This window comes from Paraburkholderia sp. CI2 (assembly GCF_014201055.1).
GTDB lineage: Bacteria > Pseudomonadota > Gammaproteobacteria > Burkholderiales > Burkholderiaceae > Paraburkholderia > Paraburkholderia tuberum.
On sequence record NZ_JACHDL010000021.1, the window covers coordinates 1 to 15,981 of the forward strand.

At 63.8% G+C, this 15,981-nt stretch carries 15 protein-coding genes; 12 read left to right on the forward strand and 3 right to left on the reverse strand.

The window, feature by feature from the left end; translation table 11 throughout:
- Positions 1–133 precede the first annotated feature (133 nt).
- Positions 134–3,370, reverse strand: coding sequence for an Rne/Rng family ribonuclease (locus HDG32_RS25110; protein WP_184071587.1), 3,237 nt, complete (start codon positions 3,368–3,370; stop codon positions 134–136).
- Between the two features lie 724 nt (positions 3,371–4,094).
- On the opposite strand from HDG32_RS25110, the gene HDG32_RS25115 reads away from it, so the two are divergent.
- From HDG32_RS25115 to HDG32_RS25130, 4 genes are read left to right on the forward strand one after another with little or no spacing between them, the layout of a single operon-like run.
- Entirely contained in the window at positions 4,095–5,144 is a 1,050-nt protein-coding gene (locus tag HDG32_RS25115) for an RluA family pseudouridine synthase (protein ID WP_184071589.1), read from the forward strand.
- Positions 5,137–5,796, forward strand: a complete 660-nt coding sequence (locus HDG32_RS25120) for an HAD-IA family hydrolase (RefSeq protein WP_184071591.1) — start codon at positions 5,137–5,139, stop codon at positions 5,794–5,796. The genes HDG32_RS25115 and HDG32_RS25120 overlap by 8 nt, the downstream gene beginning before the upstream one ends.
- On the forward strand, positions 5,793–6,209 hold the full coding sequence (locus HDG32_RS25125; protein ID WP_184071593.1) for a Rieske 2Fe-2S domain-containing protein: 417 nt from the start codon (positions 5,793–5,795) through the stop codon (positions 6,207–6,209). Before HDG32_RS25120 ends, HDG32_RS25125 begins: the two co-directional genes overlap by 4 nt.
- Before the next feature lie 28 nt (positions 6,210–6,237).
- Positions 6,238–7,239 carry a S49 family peptidase gene (locus HDG32_RS25130; protein ID WP_184071743.1) on the forward strand — a complete coding sequence of 334 codons (1,002 nt, stop codon included), beginning with the start codon at positions 6,238–6,240 and terminating at the stop codon, positions 7,237–7,239.
- Between the two features lie 111 nt (positions 7,240–7,350).
- Here HDG32_RS25130 and HDG32_RS25135 read toward each other — a convergent pair whose 3' ends face one another.
- Complete coding sequence (locus tag HDG32_RS25135; RefSeq protein WP_184071596.1) at positions 7,351–8,070, reverse strand: SAM-dependent methyltransferase; 720 nt, start codon at positions 8,068–8,070, stop codon at positions 7,351–7,353.
- Complete coding sequence (locus tag HDG32_RS25140) at positions 8,067–8,684, reverse strand: Maf-like protein (RefSeq protein ID WP_184027985.1); 618 nt, start codon at positions 8,682–8,684, stop codon at positions 8,067–8,069. The genes HDG32_RS25135 and HDG32_RS25140 overlap by 4 nt, the downstream gene beginning before the upstream one ends.
- A gap of 308 nt (positions 8,685–8,992) precedes the next feature.
- Between HDG32_RS25140 and HDG32_RS25145 the strand changes: the two genes are divergently transcribed.
- The 8 genes from HDG32_RS25145 (at position 8,993) to fabF (ending at position 15,973) form a co-directional block, all read left to right on the forward strand.
- Positions 8,993–9,649, forward strand: a complete 657-nt coding sequence (locus tag HDG32_RS25145; protein ID WP_184071598.1) for a DUF177 domain-containing protein — start codon at positions 8,993–8,995, stop codon at positions 9,647–9,649.
- Between the two features lie 102 nt (positions 9,650–9,751).
- A complete protein-coding gene (gene rpmF, locus HDG32_RS25150) occupies positions 9,752–9,931 on the forward strand; it encodes a 50S ribosomal protein L32 (RefSeq protein ID WP_006401275.1) in 180 nt (59 codons plus the stop codon).
- 123 nt (positions 9,932–10,054) lie between these two features.
- Complete coding sequence (gene plsX / locus HDG32_RS25155; RefSeq protein WP_090801179.1) at positions 10,055–11,161, forward strand: phosphate acyltransferase PlsX; 1,107 nt, start codon at positions 10,055–10,057, stop codon at positions 11,159–11,161.
- Entirely contained in the window at positions 11,161–12,150 is a 990-nt protein-coding gene (locus HDG32_RS25160; protein ID WP_184071600.1) for a beta-ketoacyl-ACP synthase III, read from the forward strand. Before plsX ends, HDG32_RS25160 begins: the two co-directional genes overlap by 1 nt.
- A 118-nt stretch (positions 12,151–12,268) precedes the next feature.
- Positions 12,269–13,204 (forward strand): ACP S-malonyltransferase, encoded by a 936-nt coding sequence (gene fabD, locus HDG32_RS25165; RefSeq protein ID WP_184071602.1) that lies wholly within the window; start codon positions 12,269–12,271, stop codon positions 13,202–13,204.
- Between the two features lie 114 nt (positions 13,205–13,318).
- Positions 13,319–14,068, forward strand: a complete 750-nt coding sequence (fabG, locus tag HDG32_RS25170) for a 3-oxoacyl-ACP reductase FabG (RefSeq protein ID WP_090801174.1) — start codon at positions 13,319–13,321, stop codon at positions 14,066–14,068.
- 152 nt (positions 14,069–14,220) lie between these two features.
- Positions 14,221–14,460 carry an acyl carrier protein gene (gene acpP, locus HDG32_RS25175; RefSeq protein ID WP_004197638.1) on the forward strand — a complete coding sequence of 80 codons (240 nt, stop codon included), beginning with the start codon at positions 14,221–14,223 and terminating at the stop codon, positions 14,458–14,460.
- 256 nt (positions 14,461–14,716) lie between these two features.
- Entirely contained in the window at positions 14,717–15,973 is a 1,257-nt protein-coding gene (gene fabF, locus HDG32_RS25180) for a beta-ketoacyl-ACP synthase II (RefSeq protein ID WP_184028047.1), read from the forward strand.
- Positions 15,974–15,981 lie beyond the last annotated feature (8 nt).

Here is a 15,981-nt window from a genome sequence, read left to right on the forward strand (position 1 = left end):
GATGGTGTCCATGACGATCTCCCATAAGGAAACAGCCCGATCAGCGTAAGCCGATCGGGCTGTTTCGGTCAGGCTGACCATCTCATTAAAGCCCGCCGGAAAGGGCGGGCTTTTTCACGAACAACGACGCGGCTTACTGCGGATGCTTGATCGTTTCGACCTGTTGCATCGGCGTGTGGTCGTCTGGCGGCAGCGCCTTGCGCTCACGGATCACGCGCGGCGGCTTGACCGTTTGCGCCGCCGCTTCCTGCGCGGCACGCAGCTTGTCGGCGTCGGTGTTAACCCAGATCAGGCCAGCCTGCTCGAGGATCGGCTGCAAGGCGTCGGCCGATGCGGCGGCGGGGGCTGCGCTGCGGACGGGGGCCGGCTGCGGGGCCGCGGCGACGGGCGCCGGTTCGACCACGGCCGGTTCCGTTGCGACGACCGGTTGCGGCTCGACGATTTCGGCCTGCGGTGCCGGCACGGCTGCCGCTGCCTCGACGATCGTGGCCGGAGCCGCGGTGTCGAGCGCAGCCGGGACGGCTCGCGGTTCGGTCGGGACGGTCGGCTGCACTTCCAGGGTCGGCTCGACTGCCGGGGATTCGGCATGCGCGGCGGGTTCGACCGAAGCGGCCGGTGTAACCGGTTCGCTCGCGGCCGACGCGGCTTGCTCTGCCTGCGCTGGCGCTTCGATAGCCGGCTCCGCCGCCAAGGGTTCGATCGACGCTGCCGGGGCCTCTTCGACCGGCACGACCTTTTCGGTCTTCGCGGCATTTTCCGCGGCGAGAGCCGGCGTTTCGGCTGCCGCATGCAGTTCGGCCACGACGGCGCTTTCCGTTGCGACGGCGGCGACCACCACTTCGACCGGGGTCACTTCCTTCGCTTCGCTGGCTGCAGGCGTGTGCTCGACCGGCTGCTGGGTGCGCACCGGCGTTTCGTCGCTGGCGGCAACGTTGTCGCCTTCGGCTTCCGCGACATCCGCCGCGAGATTGCCATTCACGTCCTCTTCACGCTCGCGACGACCACCACGACGGCCGCGGCGGCGACGACGACGCTCTTCGCCGTCACGTGCGACTGTTTCCTGATCGACCGGCACGCCGTTTTCACCCGCTGCGGCGCGGTTGCGCGCCAGTTCGTCGGCAGCTTGCGTGGCGGTTTGCGTCAGCGCCGAGGCGGCTTCCGCCTGCGGCTTGCGACGCTCGCCACGCTCGACGCGTTCAGCGCGCTCGCCACGCTCGCGACGCTCACCGCGTGCCGTGCCCTCGACGGCTTCCGCGCGCTCGGCGCCGCGGGTGTCGCGTTCGCGAGCCTCGCGCGGTTCACGCGCTTCACGCGGCTCGCGAGCCTCACGCAGTTCACGGCCTTCACGGGCCTCACGCGGTTCGCGTTGCTCACGCGGCGCGCGCGGTTCGCGGCCCTCGCGTGCCTCGCGGCCTTCGCGTTCCTCGCGACGCGGCGACGGCTGCTGACCTTGCGCCTGACGGCCGCCGGTCACGCCTTCGCCACGCGCTGCCGCGTCGCGACCGCCTGCGCCGCCACGGCGATTGCGGTTGCGATCGCCGCCGCGCTCGCCCGTGCGCTCACCGCGCTCGGTGCGTTCACCGCGTTGCGGACGGGCCTGCTTGTCGGTGGTGGCCGGCGCGGCGGGCGCCGGAGCAGCCGGCTGCATGCCGAACAGATTCTTCAGCCAGCCGATGAAGCCGCCACTGGCCGGCGTCACCGCGACCGGAGCGGGGATAGCCGCCGGGCGGGCCGGCGCGCTCGGAGCCGGCTTCTCGGGCGTGATGCCCTTGACCGCCGCTTCCTGCTTCGGCTTCACTTCCTCAGCGCGCTTGCTGTAGCCGGTTTCCGATTCGAGTTCGCGGGCCGCTTCTTCGGCCATCTTCCACGATGCGCGCGGCTCGTCGAGGCGCGCGTCGTCGTGACGCAGACGCTCGAGCTTGTAGTGCGGCGTGTCGAGGTGCTTGTTCGGGATCAGCACGACGTTGACCTTGAAACGCGACTCGATCTTGTTGATTTCGGCGCGCTTCTCGTTCAACAGGAAGGCGGTCACTTCGACCGGCACCTGGCAGTGGATCGCCGCGGTGTTTTCCTTCATCGCTTCTTCCTGAATGATCCGCAGCACTTGCAGCGCGGACGATTCGGTATCGCGGATGTGGCCCGTGCCGTTACAGCGCGGACACGTGACGTGGCTGCCTTCCGACAGCGCCGGACGCAGACGCTGACGCGACAGCTCCATGAGGCCGAAGCGCGAGATCTTGCCCATCTGGACGCGGGCGCGGTCGTGCTTCAGCGCGTCTTTCAGGCGCTGTTCGACTTCGCGCTGGCTCTTGGCCGATTCCATGTCGATGAAGTCGATCACGATCAGGCCGCCCAGGTCGCGCAGACGCAGCTGGCGAGCGACTTCGTCGGCGGCTTCGAGGTTCGTGCGCGCGGCCGTTTCCTCGATGTCCGCGCCTTTGGTGGCGCGCGCTGAGTTCACGTCGATCGCGACGAGCGCTTCGGTGTGGTCGATGACGATCGCGCCGCCCGACGGCAGCGGCACGGTGCGCGAGTACGCGGTTTCGATCTGGTGCTCGATCTGGAAGCGCGAGAAGAGCGGCACGTCGTCGTGGTAGCGCTTTACCTTGCCGACGTTGTCCGGCATCACGATGTCCATGAAGGCGCGGGCCTGGTCATGGATTTCGGTCGTGTCGATCAGGATTTCGCCGATATCGGGCTGGAAGTAGTCGCGAATCGCGCGGATCACGAGGCTCGATTCGAGATAGATCAGCATCGGCTGGCCGGCCGTGCCACTTTGCGACGCGGCTTCGATTGCGCGCCACAGCTGCATCAGGTAGTTCAGGTCCCACTGCAGCTCTTCGGCGCTGCGGCCGATGCCGGCCGTGCGCGCGATGATGCTCATGCCTTCCGGCAGTTGCAGCTGCGCCATGGTTTCGCGCAGTTCCTGACGGTCGTCGCCTTCGATCCGGCGCGACACGCCGCCGCCGCGCGGGTTGTTCGGCATCAGCACCAGATAGCGGCCGGCGAGCGAGATGAACGTGGTCAGGGCTGCGCCCTTGTTGCCGCGTTCTTCCTTTTCGACCTGGACGATCAGTTCCTGACCTTCCTTCAATGCGTCCTGGATGCGTGCGGAACGCATGTCGACGCCATCGCGGAAGTACTGGCGGGCGACTTCCTTGAACGGCAGGAAGCCGTGACGGTCTTCGCCGTAGTTGACGAAGCAGGCCTCGAGCGACGGCTCGATGCGCGTGATGATGCCCTTGTAAATATTGCCTTTGCGCTGTTCGCGACCGGCGGTTTCGATATCGATGTCGATGAGTTTTTGCCCATCGACGATGGCGACGCGCAGCTCTTCCTGCTGCGTCGCGTTGAACAACATTCGTTTCATTGAACGACTCCAGAGCGGCCTCGCCGGCCCAGCTGCGCGGTTGTCAGTCGCGAGAGCGGGGAGAGTAGGCGTGCCGCGTCTTATTGTGTTTTCACAAACACGCTGGAGCGGGAAAGATGGCGGGAGAATTGCCTGAGAGGGCACAGCCCGATAAAAAAGGGCACGGTGCCGCAGGGCACATGCGAACACGGCTTCAAATCATGGCCTGACACGCCGCGTTTAGCCAGCAGACCTTCATAAGTCTTCGCCCTCTGAAGCCGGCGCGCCAAATGGGCGCGCGAGCGAAGGGCCGAAGTCCGCGGTCATGCCGCAACGGGAAGTTCGCGCAGGCGGCGCGTCTTTTCCTGCTGGGGGTGTCTCGCCTTCTTTTGACGTCGCCATGTCTTGTACTTTCTACAAGACGCCTTGGGCGCACGCCGTATTTTCGCGACTTGCAGCTTCGTCCAGCTGGGCGTCATACCACCCGGATCACGAAGCTGAAAGCTAAATTCTTTTTTACCAAAATTCCGTTACCGTCGAAGCCGACCTTGACCGAACGCGCCTGCGGGCGCCGTCCCTGCCGGGAGCTGACTTCGTGCGTGCAACTTGTTGCATCTCATTTTCAGGGCGAGCAACCAGACCCCGGCGCAAGTAAAATAACGGTTTATCGCTTGCGCTCGCGCAATCCGCCGCATTCCGGACACTGCGCCGGCCGTCGCGGACTGCTGGGCAAATTATATTCAGAATGAAAGAGTTAGGCAAAACATCCCAGAGATCGGTTGCAGGCGCGGTCGAAGACTCGGTTTCAAGCGACCAGGTTTCGCTGATCGAAATCGACGACCGCTCGGCTGGTCAGCGCATCGACAATTTCCTGCTGCGCGTCTGCAAGGGCGTGCCGAAAAGCCATATTTATCGCATCCTGCGCAGCGGTGAAGTGCGCGTGAACAAGGGCCGGATCGACGCGCAGTACCGGCTCGAACTGGGCGATCTGGTGCGTGTGCCGCCGATCCGCGTCGCGCAGCCGAATCAGGCCGCAGCCCGCGTGCCCGTCCCCGCGCCGGACTTTCACATCCTGTTCGAAGACGAGCATCTGCTCGTGATCGACAAGCCGGCCGGCGTTGCGGTCCACGGGGGCAGCGGTGTCGCGTTCGGTGTGATCGAGCAGATGCGCGAGGCGCGGCCGCAGGCGAAATTCCTGGAACTCGTGCATCGACTGGATCGAGAGACCTCGGGCATCCTGATGCTCGCGAAGAAGCGCGCGGCGCTCGTCAATCTGCACGAGCAGATTCGCGATAACCGCATGGACAAGCGCTACTACGCGTGCGTGCACGGCGAATGGGCGAGCGACTGGGGTCGCCGCCGCGCGGTAAAGGAGCCACTTCACAAGTACCTGACCGCCGACGGCGAGCGCCGCGTGCGCGTGCAGGCCGATGGCCTCGCTTCGCACACGATCTTCAATCTGGTCGAGCGCTGGTCGGAGTATGCGCTGCTTGAGGCGGAACTGAAGACGGGGCGTACGCACCAGATTCGCGTGCATCTGCAGCATCTGGCACTACCGATCGTCGGTGACGCCAAATATGGCGATTTCGCGCTGAACAAGGCGCTTGCGCGCGCCAACGCGAAGCCCGGCATCAAGCGGATGTTTCTGCACGCTTACCGGCTCAAGCTCACGCATCCTGCGACGGGCGCGCCGCTGCAGCTGGAGGCACCGCTGCCTGCCGACTGCCGCGGCTTTATAGAACAACTCAACGAACTACGCACTGGGTTCAACCCGGAGACGACCTTGCATGGCTAGAGAGCAATTCGATCTGATCGTGTTTGACTGGGATGGCACGCTGATGGATTCCACCGCGCATATCACGCGCAGCATCCAGGCGGCGTGCCGCGATCTCCGCCTGCCGGTTCCCGCGGACGAAGCCGCGAGCTACGTCATCGGCCTCGGCCTGCGCGACGCGCTGCAGATTGCCGCGCCGACGCTCGATCCGGCCGACTACCCGCGGCTTTCTGAGCGTTACCGCTTTCATTTTCTTGTAAAAGACCAGACTACCGAGCTGTTCCCCGGCGTGCGCGAGATGCTCCAGGAGTTGCGCGAGGTCGGCTATCTGCTCGCGGTCGCGACCGGCAAGAGCCGCGTCGGGCTCAATCGCGCGCTTGACCAGGCGCGCCTGACGAGCCTGTTCGACGGCACGCGCTGCGCTGACGAAACCTTCTCGAAACCGCATCCGGCCATGCTGCACGAGCTCACCCGCGAATTGGGGCAGGATACGGCGCGCACGGTCATGATCGGCGATACGACACACGATCTGCAGATGGCGCTCAACGCCGGCGTGGCGGGCATTGGCGTGACTTATGGCGCGCATCCGGCGAATTCGCTGAATGCGATGTCACCGAAGTTCGTGGCGTCGAGCATCAGCGATCTGTCCGGTTGGCTGCGGGAGAACGCATGAGCGCCGACGGCGTGGATACTGCTACTGCCGCGGCTGCGCAGGCAGTGCGCATTTGCGCGGCCGACGAGCTGGTCGACGGTGGCGACGGCATCCGGCGCGACGCGCGGCTCGGCGGGCAGGATGCCGTAGTGTTTTTCGTCCGCTATGATGGCTGCGCCTACGGCTATTTGAACCGTTGCGCTCATGTGCCGATGGAGCTCGACTGGCAAGAAGGGCAGTTCTTCGAATCGTCCGGCTTATACTTGATGTGCGCGACACATGGCGCGATTTACGCGCCGGATACTGGCAAATGCGTCGGTGGTCCGTGTCGCGGGGGCAGATTGCGTCCCGTGCAGGTCGAGGAACGCGATACGCTCGAGGGCCGTGCGGTATTCTGGCTGCCTGACGGCGATTTGCTGCCGGTCACGCGCTGATTTCCTCTTCCATTTTTCAACTGCCCGCATGTCCGACAATTTGACCCCCGAAAAGAACCCTGCCTCGGGAGGCGGCTCCCGTGCATCCGCCGACCAGCCCGGCTGGGAAAGGGCCGCGCTCGAGCGCATCGCGCTCGCCGCGATCAACGAGCAACGCGCCGCGCGACGTTGGCGGATTTTCTTCCGCTTCGTGTTCCTCGCAGTGCTCGCACTGGCGGTATGGGGTGCGCTGAACCTCTCGGGCGAGCGGGTCGCCACGACTGGCCGTCATACGGCAATGATTTCGCTTGATGGCGAGATCGCAACGGATGCGAGTGCGAACGCCGAAGATATCAACACTGCACTCGATTCTGCGTTTGAAGATTCCGATGCAGCCGGCGTGATTCTTTATTGCAACAGCCCGGGCGGCAGTCCAGTGCAAGCGGGCATTATCAACAGCGAAATTCGGCGATTGCGCGGCAAATATCCGTCTATTCCGCTGTACGTCGTTGTCGGCGACATATGCGCGTCCGGCGGCTACTACGCGGCCGCGGCGGCGGAGAAGATCTATGTCGACAAGGCGAGTATCGTCGGTTCGATCGGCGTGCTGATGGACAGCTTTGGTTTCACCGGCCTGATGGACAAGTTGGGGATTCAGCGCCGACTGCACACATCGGGTGAGAACAAAGGCTTTTTTGATCCGTTTTCACCCGAAACGCCGAAGATGGACGAACATGCGCAGGTTATGCTCGATCAGATCCACGCGCAGTTCATCGACGCGGTGCGTCAAGGGCGCGGCAAGCGTCTGCATGAGACATCGGACATGTTCTCGGGTCTATTCTGGACGGGGCAGAAGAGCGTCGAACTTGGACTCGCGGACGGTTTTGGCGATGCAGATTACGTCGCGCGGGAGATCTTCAAGGCGCCGGATATCATCGATTACACGGTGAAAGAGAGCATTACGGATCGCGTTGCCCGCAAATTCGGCGCGGCCGTCGGCGCCGGCGCGGTTCGGGCGATGGCGCTCGGCGCGAAAATGAATCTGCGTTGAATCCACAGTTTTAAAAAGACGCCCGCGCGGTCGGTTTTGGCCGATCGCGCGGACTTTGCGTTGTGAGTTTCGGGCCCAGGTCGCCCTCAGCTGCCTGGCCGGCGCCTACGTTCAGGCCGCCAGAATCAGAAAAATCGCCGGCCGCTTATGCAGGTCGATCTCCGCCTTCTTTTTCCAGTCGGCGACGCTCCGGCTTGCGATCACTTCGCTCGGCAGCGTCAGATCGACCGCCACGCAGACCAGCGTCGACGGCGCGCAGGTCGCGAGCAAGGTATCGAGCAGCGCGCGATTCCGGTACGGCGTTTCGATGAAGATCTGCGTTTGCTTGCTCTTGCGCGACTGCTGCTCGAGATCGCGCAGACGTTTGGCGCGCTCGGTGACGTCGACGGGCCGGTAGCCGTGAAACGCGAAGCTTTGGCCGTTCAGCCCCGATGCCATCAGCGCAAGCAGAATCGAACTCGGCCCGACCAGCGGCACGACCTTTACGCCGCGCTCGTGCGCGCGTCGCACCAGCAGCGCGCCCGGGTCCGCGACTGCCGGGCAGCCAGCCTCGGAGACGAGGCCCGCATCGGTGCCCGACAGCAGCGGCGCGAGCAGCTTGTCGATTTCGCCGGCCGGCGTATTGACGTTCAGTTCGCGAATCTCGATTTCTTGAATCGGCCGATCGGGGCCGACTTTCTTCAGGAACGCGCGCGTGGTTTTGGCGTTTTCGCCAATGTAATAGTGCAGCAACGCCGCGCGGGCGCGTACGGGCGCGGGCAGCACCAGATCGAGCGCGCTTGCGTCGCCTTCGCCGAGCGTGTTGGGAATGAGGTAGAGCGTACCGGTCATCGGGCCCCCAAAAGCGGGTAGTTGGCCGCGAGCAGCATGTGCGACAGCGCGATGAGCGGCAGGCCGACGAGCGCGGTCGGGTCGTCGGAATGGATGGCCTCCAGCAGCGCGATGCCAAGCCCTTCGGATTTGGCGCTGCCGGCCACGTCGTACGGTGTTTCAGCGTGCAGGTAGGCGTCGAGCGCCGCGTCCGGCAGATCGCGAAAGCGCACGCGGGTGATCACGTCGATCGTTTGCGCGCTGTCCGTCGCGCTGTCGAACAGACACAGCGCGCTGTGGAACAACACGTCGCGGCCGCGCATCGCCTGCAATTGCGCGAGCGCCCTGTCGTGCGTGCCGGGTTTGCCGATCTGCAGGCCGTCGTACGTGGCGACCTGGTCGGAGCCGATGACGAGCGCATGTTCGTCGGCGGCGAGGCCTTGGGCGACCGCACGCGCTTTGGCTTCGGCGAGGCGCAGCGCAGTGGCTTCGGGCGTTTCGGCGGCGAGCGGGGTTTCGTCGATCGCAGGCACGACGACGTCGAACGGCACGCGCAGGCGTTCGAGCAACTCGCGGCGATACCGCGAACTCGACGCCAGAATCAGGCGTGGCGGGCGTTTGGAGGATTCAGGCATAGTTTGCGGGCAACGGGAGCGGCGGGTCGTACGGGGTCGCGCGAGGCTCCCGTACGTACGGCCTTAAGTGTTTGACTCGAAAAGACAAAACGGATATGATCTCGGGCTTTTCACGGTATGCTTGCACTTGAAGGGTCTCGGCGCGTTCAGCGGCTTTCGGCAGTCGGAAGGTTGAAGAAAGTCCGGCAGGGTGAACGCAACGGCCGCGGGCCCCACTGACTGCCCCGCACACCGGATTATCTTCGCGGCGGATCTGATCATCCTTCGCGAATCACCCCGGCAACATGCTTGCCGACGCAGGAGCGCACATGACTCAACATCCTGGCAAACCTGCAGGTCTGTCCGACCCGCATGAACTCGATCTGTTCGAATTTGCGCGGAGCGGGCGTCAGGCCGCGGGTGTCGTGCGCGTCTCGCAACTGCCGCGCATGTTAAACGAAGTCCCGGCGGAAGCGCCAGATCGCGACGCCGCGTTCACATGGCAGGCCGAAGGGACGACGCAGCCGGAATTGCAGGACGATGGCACCGAAGGTTCCCAGCCTTATCTGCGGCTGGCGATTCACGGTGCCGCGTGGCTCGAATGCCAGCGGTGCTTGACGCCGTATTCGCAGGCGTTCAACGTCGATGCAACTTACCGGATCGTCAATACGGAGGCGGAAGCCGAAGAGTTTCCGCTGGACGAGGATGAAGTCGAGGTGGTCGTCGGTTCGCGCCAGTTCGATCTCATCGACTTGATCGAAGAAGAGTTGCTGCTTTCCTTGCCGCTCGTGCCCAAACACGAGGTCTGTCCCGAAGTGCACGAGAGCCTTGTCTCGGGCACGGACGGTAGCGAAGGCGAGGGCGACGAAGCCGCGCAGGAAGAAGCTGGCGATGCCAGCAAGCCGGACCAGTCCAGCGAGCGGCGCAATCCGTTCGCGGCGCTCGAAAGTCTGAAACGCGACGAACCGGGCGGCAAGAAGCGCTAAACAGTTGCAGGGGGCGCGATGCGGGCGCATTGGCCATTCGGCCAGTGGTTAAGTCCGTGTCGGGCTGTGTTAGAATTCGGAAAATTTTTTGGAGTTTTAGTCATGGCAGTTCAACAAAACAAGAAGTCGCCGTCGAAGCGCGGCATGCATCGTTCGCACGATTTCCTGACGGCAGCGCCGCTGGCCGTCGAGCCGAGCACGGGCGAAGTGCATCTACGTCACCACATTAGCCCGAACGGCTACTATCGCGGCAAGAAAGTCGTCAAGACGAAGAACGACTAATCGTTGACTGCGATGCGCCCTGTGGCGTTTCGCGTAGCGATCGGCTCGCTTGACATTTTCCCGGTTCGGCAAAAAGGCGGCATTCAACTGCCGCTTTTTTGTGTCTGAAATTCGTCGCACTCCATGACAGTAAAGCTCACGATAGATTGCATGGGAGGCGACCACGGCCCGTCCGTGACCGTTCCCGCTGCCGTCAACTTCGTTCGTTCGCATCCCGACGCGCAGTTGCTGCTCGTCGGCATTGAAAGTGCGATTCGTGCGCAGCTGAAGAAGCTCAAGGCTCAGGATCTGCCGGCGCTGACCGTCGTACCTGCTACCGAGGTCGTCGCGATGGACGACCCGGTCGAGGTCGCGCTGCGCAAGAAAAAAGATTCGTCGATGCGCGTGGCGCTGAACCGCGTCAAGGAAGGCGAGGCGCAAGCCTGCATTTCCGCCGGCAATACCGGCGCGTTGATGGCGGTCTCGCGCTATGTGCTGAAAACGCTGTCGGGCATCGAACGCCCGGCCATCGCGTTTGCCCTGCCTAATCCCACCGGCTATACGATGATGCTCGACCTGGGCGCCAACGTCGACTGCGAGCCGCAGCATCTGCTGCAGTTCGCCGAGATGGGGCACGCGCTCGTGTCCGCGCTCGAAGGAAAAGAGCGGCCCACCATCGGCCTGCTCAACATCGGCGAAGAAGTCATCAAGGGCAACGACATCATCAAGCGCGCCGGCGAACTGCTGCGTGCGAGTACACTCAACTTTCATGGCAATGTCGAAGGCGACGACATCTACAAGGGCACCGTCGACGTGATCGTCTGCGATGGCTTTGTCGGCAATGTCGCGCTGAAGACGTCGGAAGGTCTCGCGCAGATGCTGTCCAACATCATCAAGGAAGAGTTCGGCCGTTCGTGGCTGACCAAGGTGATGGCGGTGCTCGCGCTGCCGGTATTGATGCGCTTCAAGAAACGCGTCGATCATCGGCAATACAACGGCGCCGCGCTGCTCGGCTTGCGCGGTCTCGTGATCAAAAGCCACGGTTCAGCCGATGCCTACGCGTTTGAGTGGGCTATCAAACGCGGGTATGATGCCGTCAAAAACGGCGTGCTGGAGCGCCTTGCGCGAGCGATGGAAGAGAACGCGAGTTCTCTCGAACAGGCGGCGCGCGACGCAAGCGGTGCGGGTCACGCAAGCCCGATCGCAGGCCAGCCGGCCGAGCCCTACGCTGCGCAATCCTCGAAGGCATAATGGCTCAATCCACAATCTACTCCCGCGTGCTGGGCACCGGCAGCTGTCTGCCGCCCAACCGCGTCACCAATCAGGATCTGGCTGAGCGTCTCGCCAGGCAAGGCGTTGAAACGAGCGACGAATGGATCGTCGCGCGCACGGGCATCCATGCGCGTCACTTCGCCGAGCCGGACGTCACGACCAGCGACCTCGCGTTGATCGCCTCGCAGCGAGCGATCGAAGCGGCGGACGTCGATCCGCAGTCCATCGACCTGATCGTCGTCGCCACCTCCACGCCGGACTTCGTGTTCCCGAGCACCGCCTGCCTGCTGCAGAACAAGCTCAGGATCAAGAATCACGGTGCCGCGTTCGACATACAGGCGGTCTGCTCCGGCTTCGCCTATGCGGTGGCGACGGTGGACGCCCTGATTCGCAGCGGCCAGCATCGCACGGCGCTCGTGGTCGGCGCGGAAACTTTCTCGCGCATTCTCGATTTCAACGACCGCACCACCTGCGTGCTGTTCGGCGACGGCGCCGGCGCAGTGATCCTGCAAGCGTCCGACGCACCGGGCGTGCTTTCGAGCGCGCTGCACGCGGACGGCAGCCATTCGAACATTCTGTGCACGCCGGGCAACGTGAATGGCGGCGTGGTCGCCGGCAGCGCCTTCCTGCACATGGACGGTCAGGCGGTGTTCAAGCTTGCCGTCAACGTGCTCGAGAAGGTCGCGATCGAAGCATTGGAAAAAGCCGATCTGAAGCCCGAGCAGATCGACTGGCTGATTCCGCATCAGGCCAACATCCGCATCATGCAAAGCACCTGCCGCAAGCTCGGCCTGCCGCAGGAGCGCATGGTCGTCACGGTGGGCGAGCACGGCAATACGTCGGCGGCGTCCATTCCGCTTGCACTCGACGTCGCGGTGCGCGACGGCCGCATCAAGCGCGGCCATAACGTGCTGATCGAAGGCGTCGGCGGCGGCTTCACGTGGGGCGCGTCGGTCATCCGCTACTGAGCGGGACGACGCATTCCGGGGCGTCGCTGGCGGCGCCCGTGCGGCCGGAATAACACCGCGCGCCATCTGGCAGCCGCGGCTGGCCGCCACATCCGATTAAACAGATTTTGGGGACGATATGAAATTCGCGTTCGTTTTTCCTGGGCAGGGTTCGCAGGCGGTCGGCATGCTCAACGCATTCGCCGATTACGCGATCGTGCGTGAGACGGTTCAGGAAGCCTCCGACGCACTCAACCAGGACCTCGGCAAGCTGATCGCCGAAGGCCCCGCCGAAGATCTCAATCTCACCACCAATACCCAGCCGGTCATGCTGACCGCGGCCTACGCTATCTATCGCGCGTGGCAGCAGGCGGGCGGCCCGGCGCCGGCGCTCGTCGCCGGCCATAGCCTTGGCGAATACACGGCGCTCGTCGCGGCCGGCGCGCTTGCGTTCCGCGACGCGGTGCCGCTCGTGCGTTTCCGTGCGCAGGCGATGCAAACCGCGGTACCGGTGGGCGAAGGCGGCATGGCCGCGATTCTCGGCCTCGACGACGACACGGTGCGCGCGGTCTGCGCGGAAGCGTCGTCGGCGGGCGTCGTCGAAGCGGTCAATTTCAATGCGCCGGCGCAAGTCGTGATCGCGGGCCACAAAGCCGCGGTCGAGAAAGCCTGCGAAGTCGCGAAGGCGAAGGGCGCGAAGCGCGCGCTACCGCTGCCGGTGTCGGCGCCGTTCCACTCGTCGCTGCTCAAGCCGGCGTCGGATCAATTGCGCGAATACCTCGCGAGCATCGACGTGCAGGTGCCGTCGATTCCCGTCATCAACAACGTCGACGTCGCCGTGGTCAACGAGCCGGCCAAAATCAAGGACGCGCTCGTGCGCCAGGCAGCTGGTGCGGTGCGCTGGGTCGAATGCGTACAGGCAATGGCAGCGCAGGGCGTCACGCACGTGATCGAATGCGGCCCGGGCAAGGTCCTTGCGGGTTTGACCAGGCGCATCGACGGCAATCTCGTCGGCGCGTCGGTGTTCGATCCGGCGTCGCTCGAAGAAACGCTGAAGCTCGTGACGGCAGACTGAGCGCGCATTCGCGAACGGGTATCGACAGAGCAATGCCGCGCTGGCGCGGCATCCCTCGACAGACGAATCAACAAGAATCAATGAGCCCTATTTGAAGGGCATCCGGACTGACAGATGGAAAAGACTCTCGACAAGCAGATCGCAATCGTGACGGGCGCATCGCGCGGCATCGGCCGTGCGATCGCGATGGAACTCGCGCGTCAGGGCGCGACGGTGATCGGCACCGCGACGAGCGAAAGCGGCGCGACGGCGATCACCGAAGCGTTCAAGGCGGCGGGCGTGAACGGCCGCGGCGCGGTGCTCGACGTCAACGACGCGGCCGCGGCCGAAGCGCTGATCGACGGCACCGTCAAGGAATTCGGCGCGCTGAACGTGCTGGTGAACAACGCCGGCATCACGCAGGATCAACTGGCGATGCGCATGAAGGACGACGACTGGGACGCCGTGGTCGACACCAACCTGAAGTCGGTGTTCCGTCTGTCGCGTGCGGTGCTGCGCCCGATGATGAAAGCGAAGGGCGGTCGGATCATCAATATCACGTCGGTGGTCGGCTCGGCCGGCAACCCGGGGCAGATCAACTACGCGGCCGCGAAGGCCGGCGTCGCGGGCATGACGCGCGCACTCGCGCGCGAGATCGGCAGCCGCGGCATCACGGTCAATTGCGTGGCACCTGGTTTCATCGATACCGACATGACGAAGGCGCTGCCCGAAGAGCAGCAGACCGCGCTGAAAACGCAGATTCCGCTCGGCCGTCTCGGCAGCCCGGAAGACATCGCGCACGCGGTCGCGTTCCTCGCGTCGCCGCAAGCGGGCTACATCACCGGCACGACGCTGCACGTGAACGGCGGCATGTATATGCAGTAACCAATTTCGGTTACTATCCGCGCCTTGATGCGTTTGCGGAAAGCACGAGGCGCATGCGTTGACAGGAACCCGATGCGCCGCTTTTTTGCCGGGTCAAACCTGATAAAATGCGCGCACCTGTATTTTTGAACTTCTTTTCCCTTGGAGGGGTAATGGACAATATCGAACAGCGCGTCAAGAAGATCGTCGCGGAACAACTGGGCGTTGCGGAAGCGGAAATCAAGAACGAAGCGTCGTTCGTGAACGATCTCGGCGCCGACTCGCTCGACACCGTTGAACTCGTGATGGCCCTCGAAGACGAATTCGGCATGGAAATTCCAGATGAAGAAGCCGAGAAGATCACCACCGTTCAGCAAGCGATCGACTACGCTCGCGCAAACGTCAAGGCCTAAGGTCATTCGCGCCTGCGTTTCTGCACGGGCCGCGCATGACGCCCTGCCGTGCCGCTTGCCGGCGCCAGCAGGGTCGACGCTATCGGGCGTGTCCATTGGCACACCATACGTCGCACCGCTTGCCACGCAGGAGCCAGCGATGTTGACAGCGCAACTTTCCGCGCGATTGCCGACTTAAACAGCCACAGGGCACACAGGGCGATTCCTGTGGCCGCTGTGGCTTTTGCTTTTTGTCATCTATGAAAAAGGGGTTACCGTGAGCCGCCGTCGTGTTGTTGTTACAGGCCTGGGGCTGATTTCGCCTGTTGGCAATAATGTTGCCGATGGCTGGGCCAATCTGGTCGCCGGCAAGTCTGGGATTGCCAATATCACGAAGTTCGATGCGTCGAACTTCTCGACTCGTTTCGCCGGCGAGGTGAAGGGCTTCAATATCGAGGACTACATCCCCGGTAAGGAAGCGCGCCACATGGATACCTTCATCCATTACGGCGTGGCTGCGGGCATCCAGGCGATGCAGGACAGCGGCCTCGAAGTCACCGACGAGAATTCGGAGCGCATTGGCGTGGTGGTCGGTTCGGGCATCGGCGGTCTGCCGATGATCGAAATCACCCAAACCGAATTGCTCAATCGCGGCCCGCGTCGCATTTCGCCATTCTTCGTGCCGGCTTCGATCATCAACATGATCTCCGGCCACCTGTCGATCAAGTTCGGCATCAAGGGTCCGAATCTGTCGATCGTTACCGCGTGTACGACCGGTCTGCACTGCATCGGCGAGGCTTCGCGCCTGATCGAATATGGCGACGCCGACGTGATGATCGCGGGCGGCGCGGAATCGACCGTGTCGCCGCTCGGTATCGGCGGCTTTGCGGCGGCGCGCGCGCTGTCGCAACGCAATGACGATCCGGCTACCGCGAGCCGTCCGTGGGACAAGGACCGCGACGGCTTCGTGCTGGGCGAAGGCGCCGGCGTAATGGTGCTCGAAGAATACGAGCACGCGAAGGCGCGTGGCGCGAAGATCTACGCGGAAATCGGCGGCTACGGCATGAGCGGCGATGCGTATCACATGACCGCGCCGCTCGAAGACGGTGACGGCGCACGCCGCTGCATGCTCGCAGCGCTGAAGAACGCGGGCATCAACGGCGATCAGGTGAGCTACCTGAACGCGCACGGCACGTCCACGCCACTCGGCGATCTGGCGGAAACGACCGGCATCAAGCGGGCGTTCGGCGACCACGCGAAGAACATGGTCGTCAACTCGACCAAGTCGATGACGGGTCACCTGCTGGGCGGCGCTGGCGGTCTGGAGTCGGTGTTCACGGTGCTCGCCGTGCATCACCAGGTGTCGCCTCCGACCATCAATATTTTCAACCAGGACCCGGCCTGTGATCTCGATTACTGCGCGAACACCGCGCGGGAAATGAAGATCGACGTCGCGCTGAAGAACTCGTTCGGGTTCGGGGGCACGAACGGCACGCTGGTGTTCAAGCGCGCCGGATCGCCTGATCTCGGGTGACGCGTCGG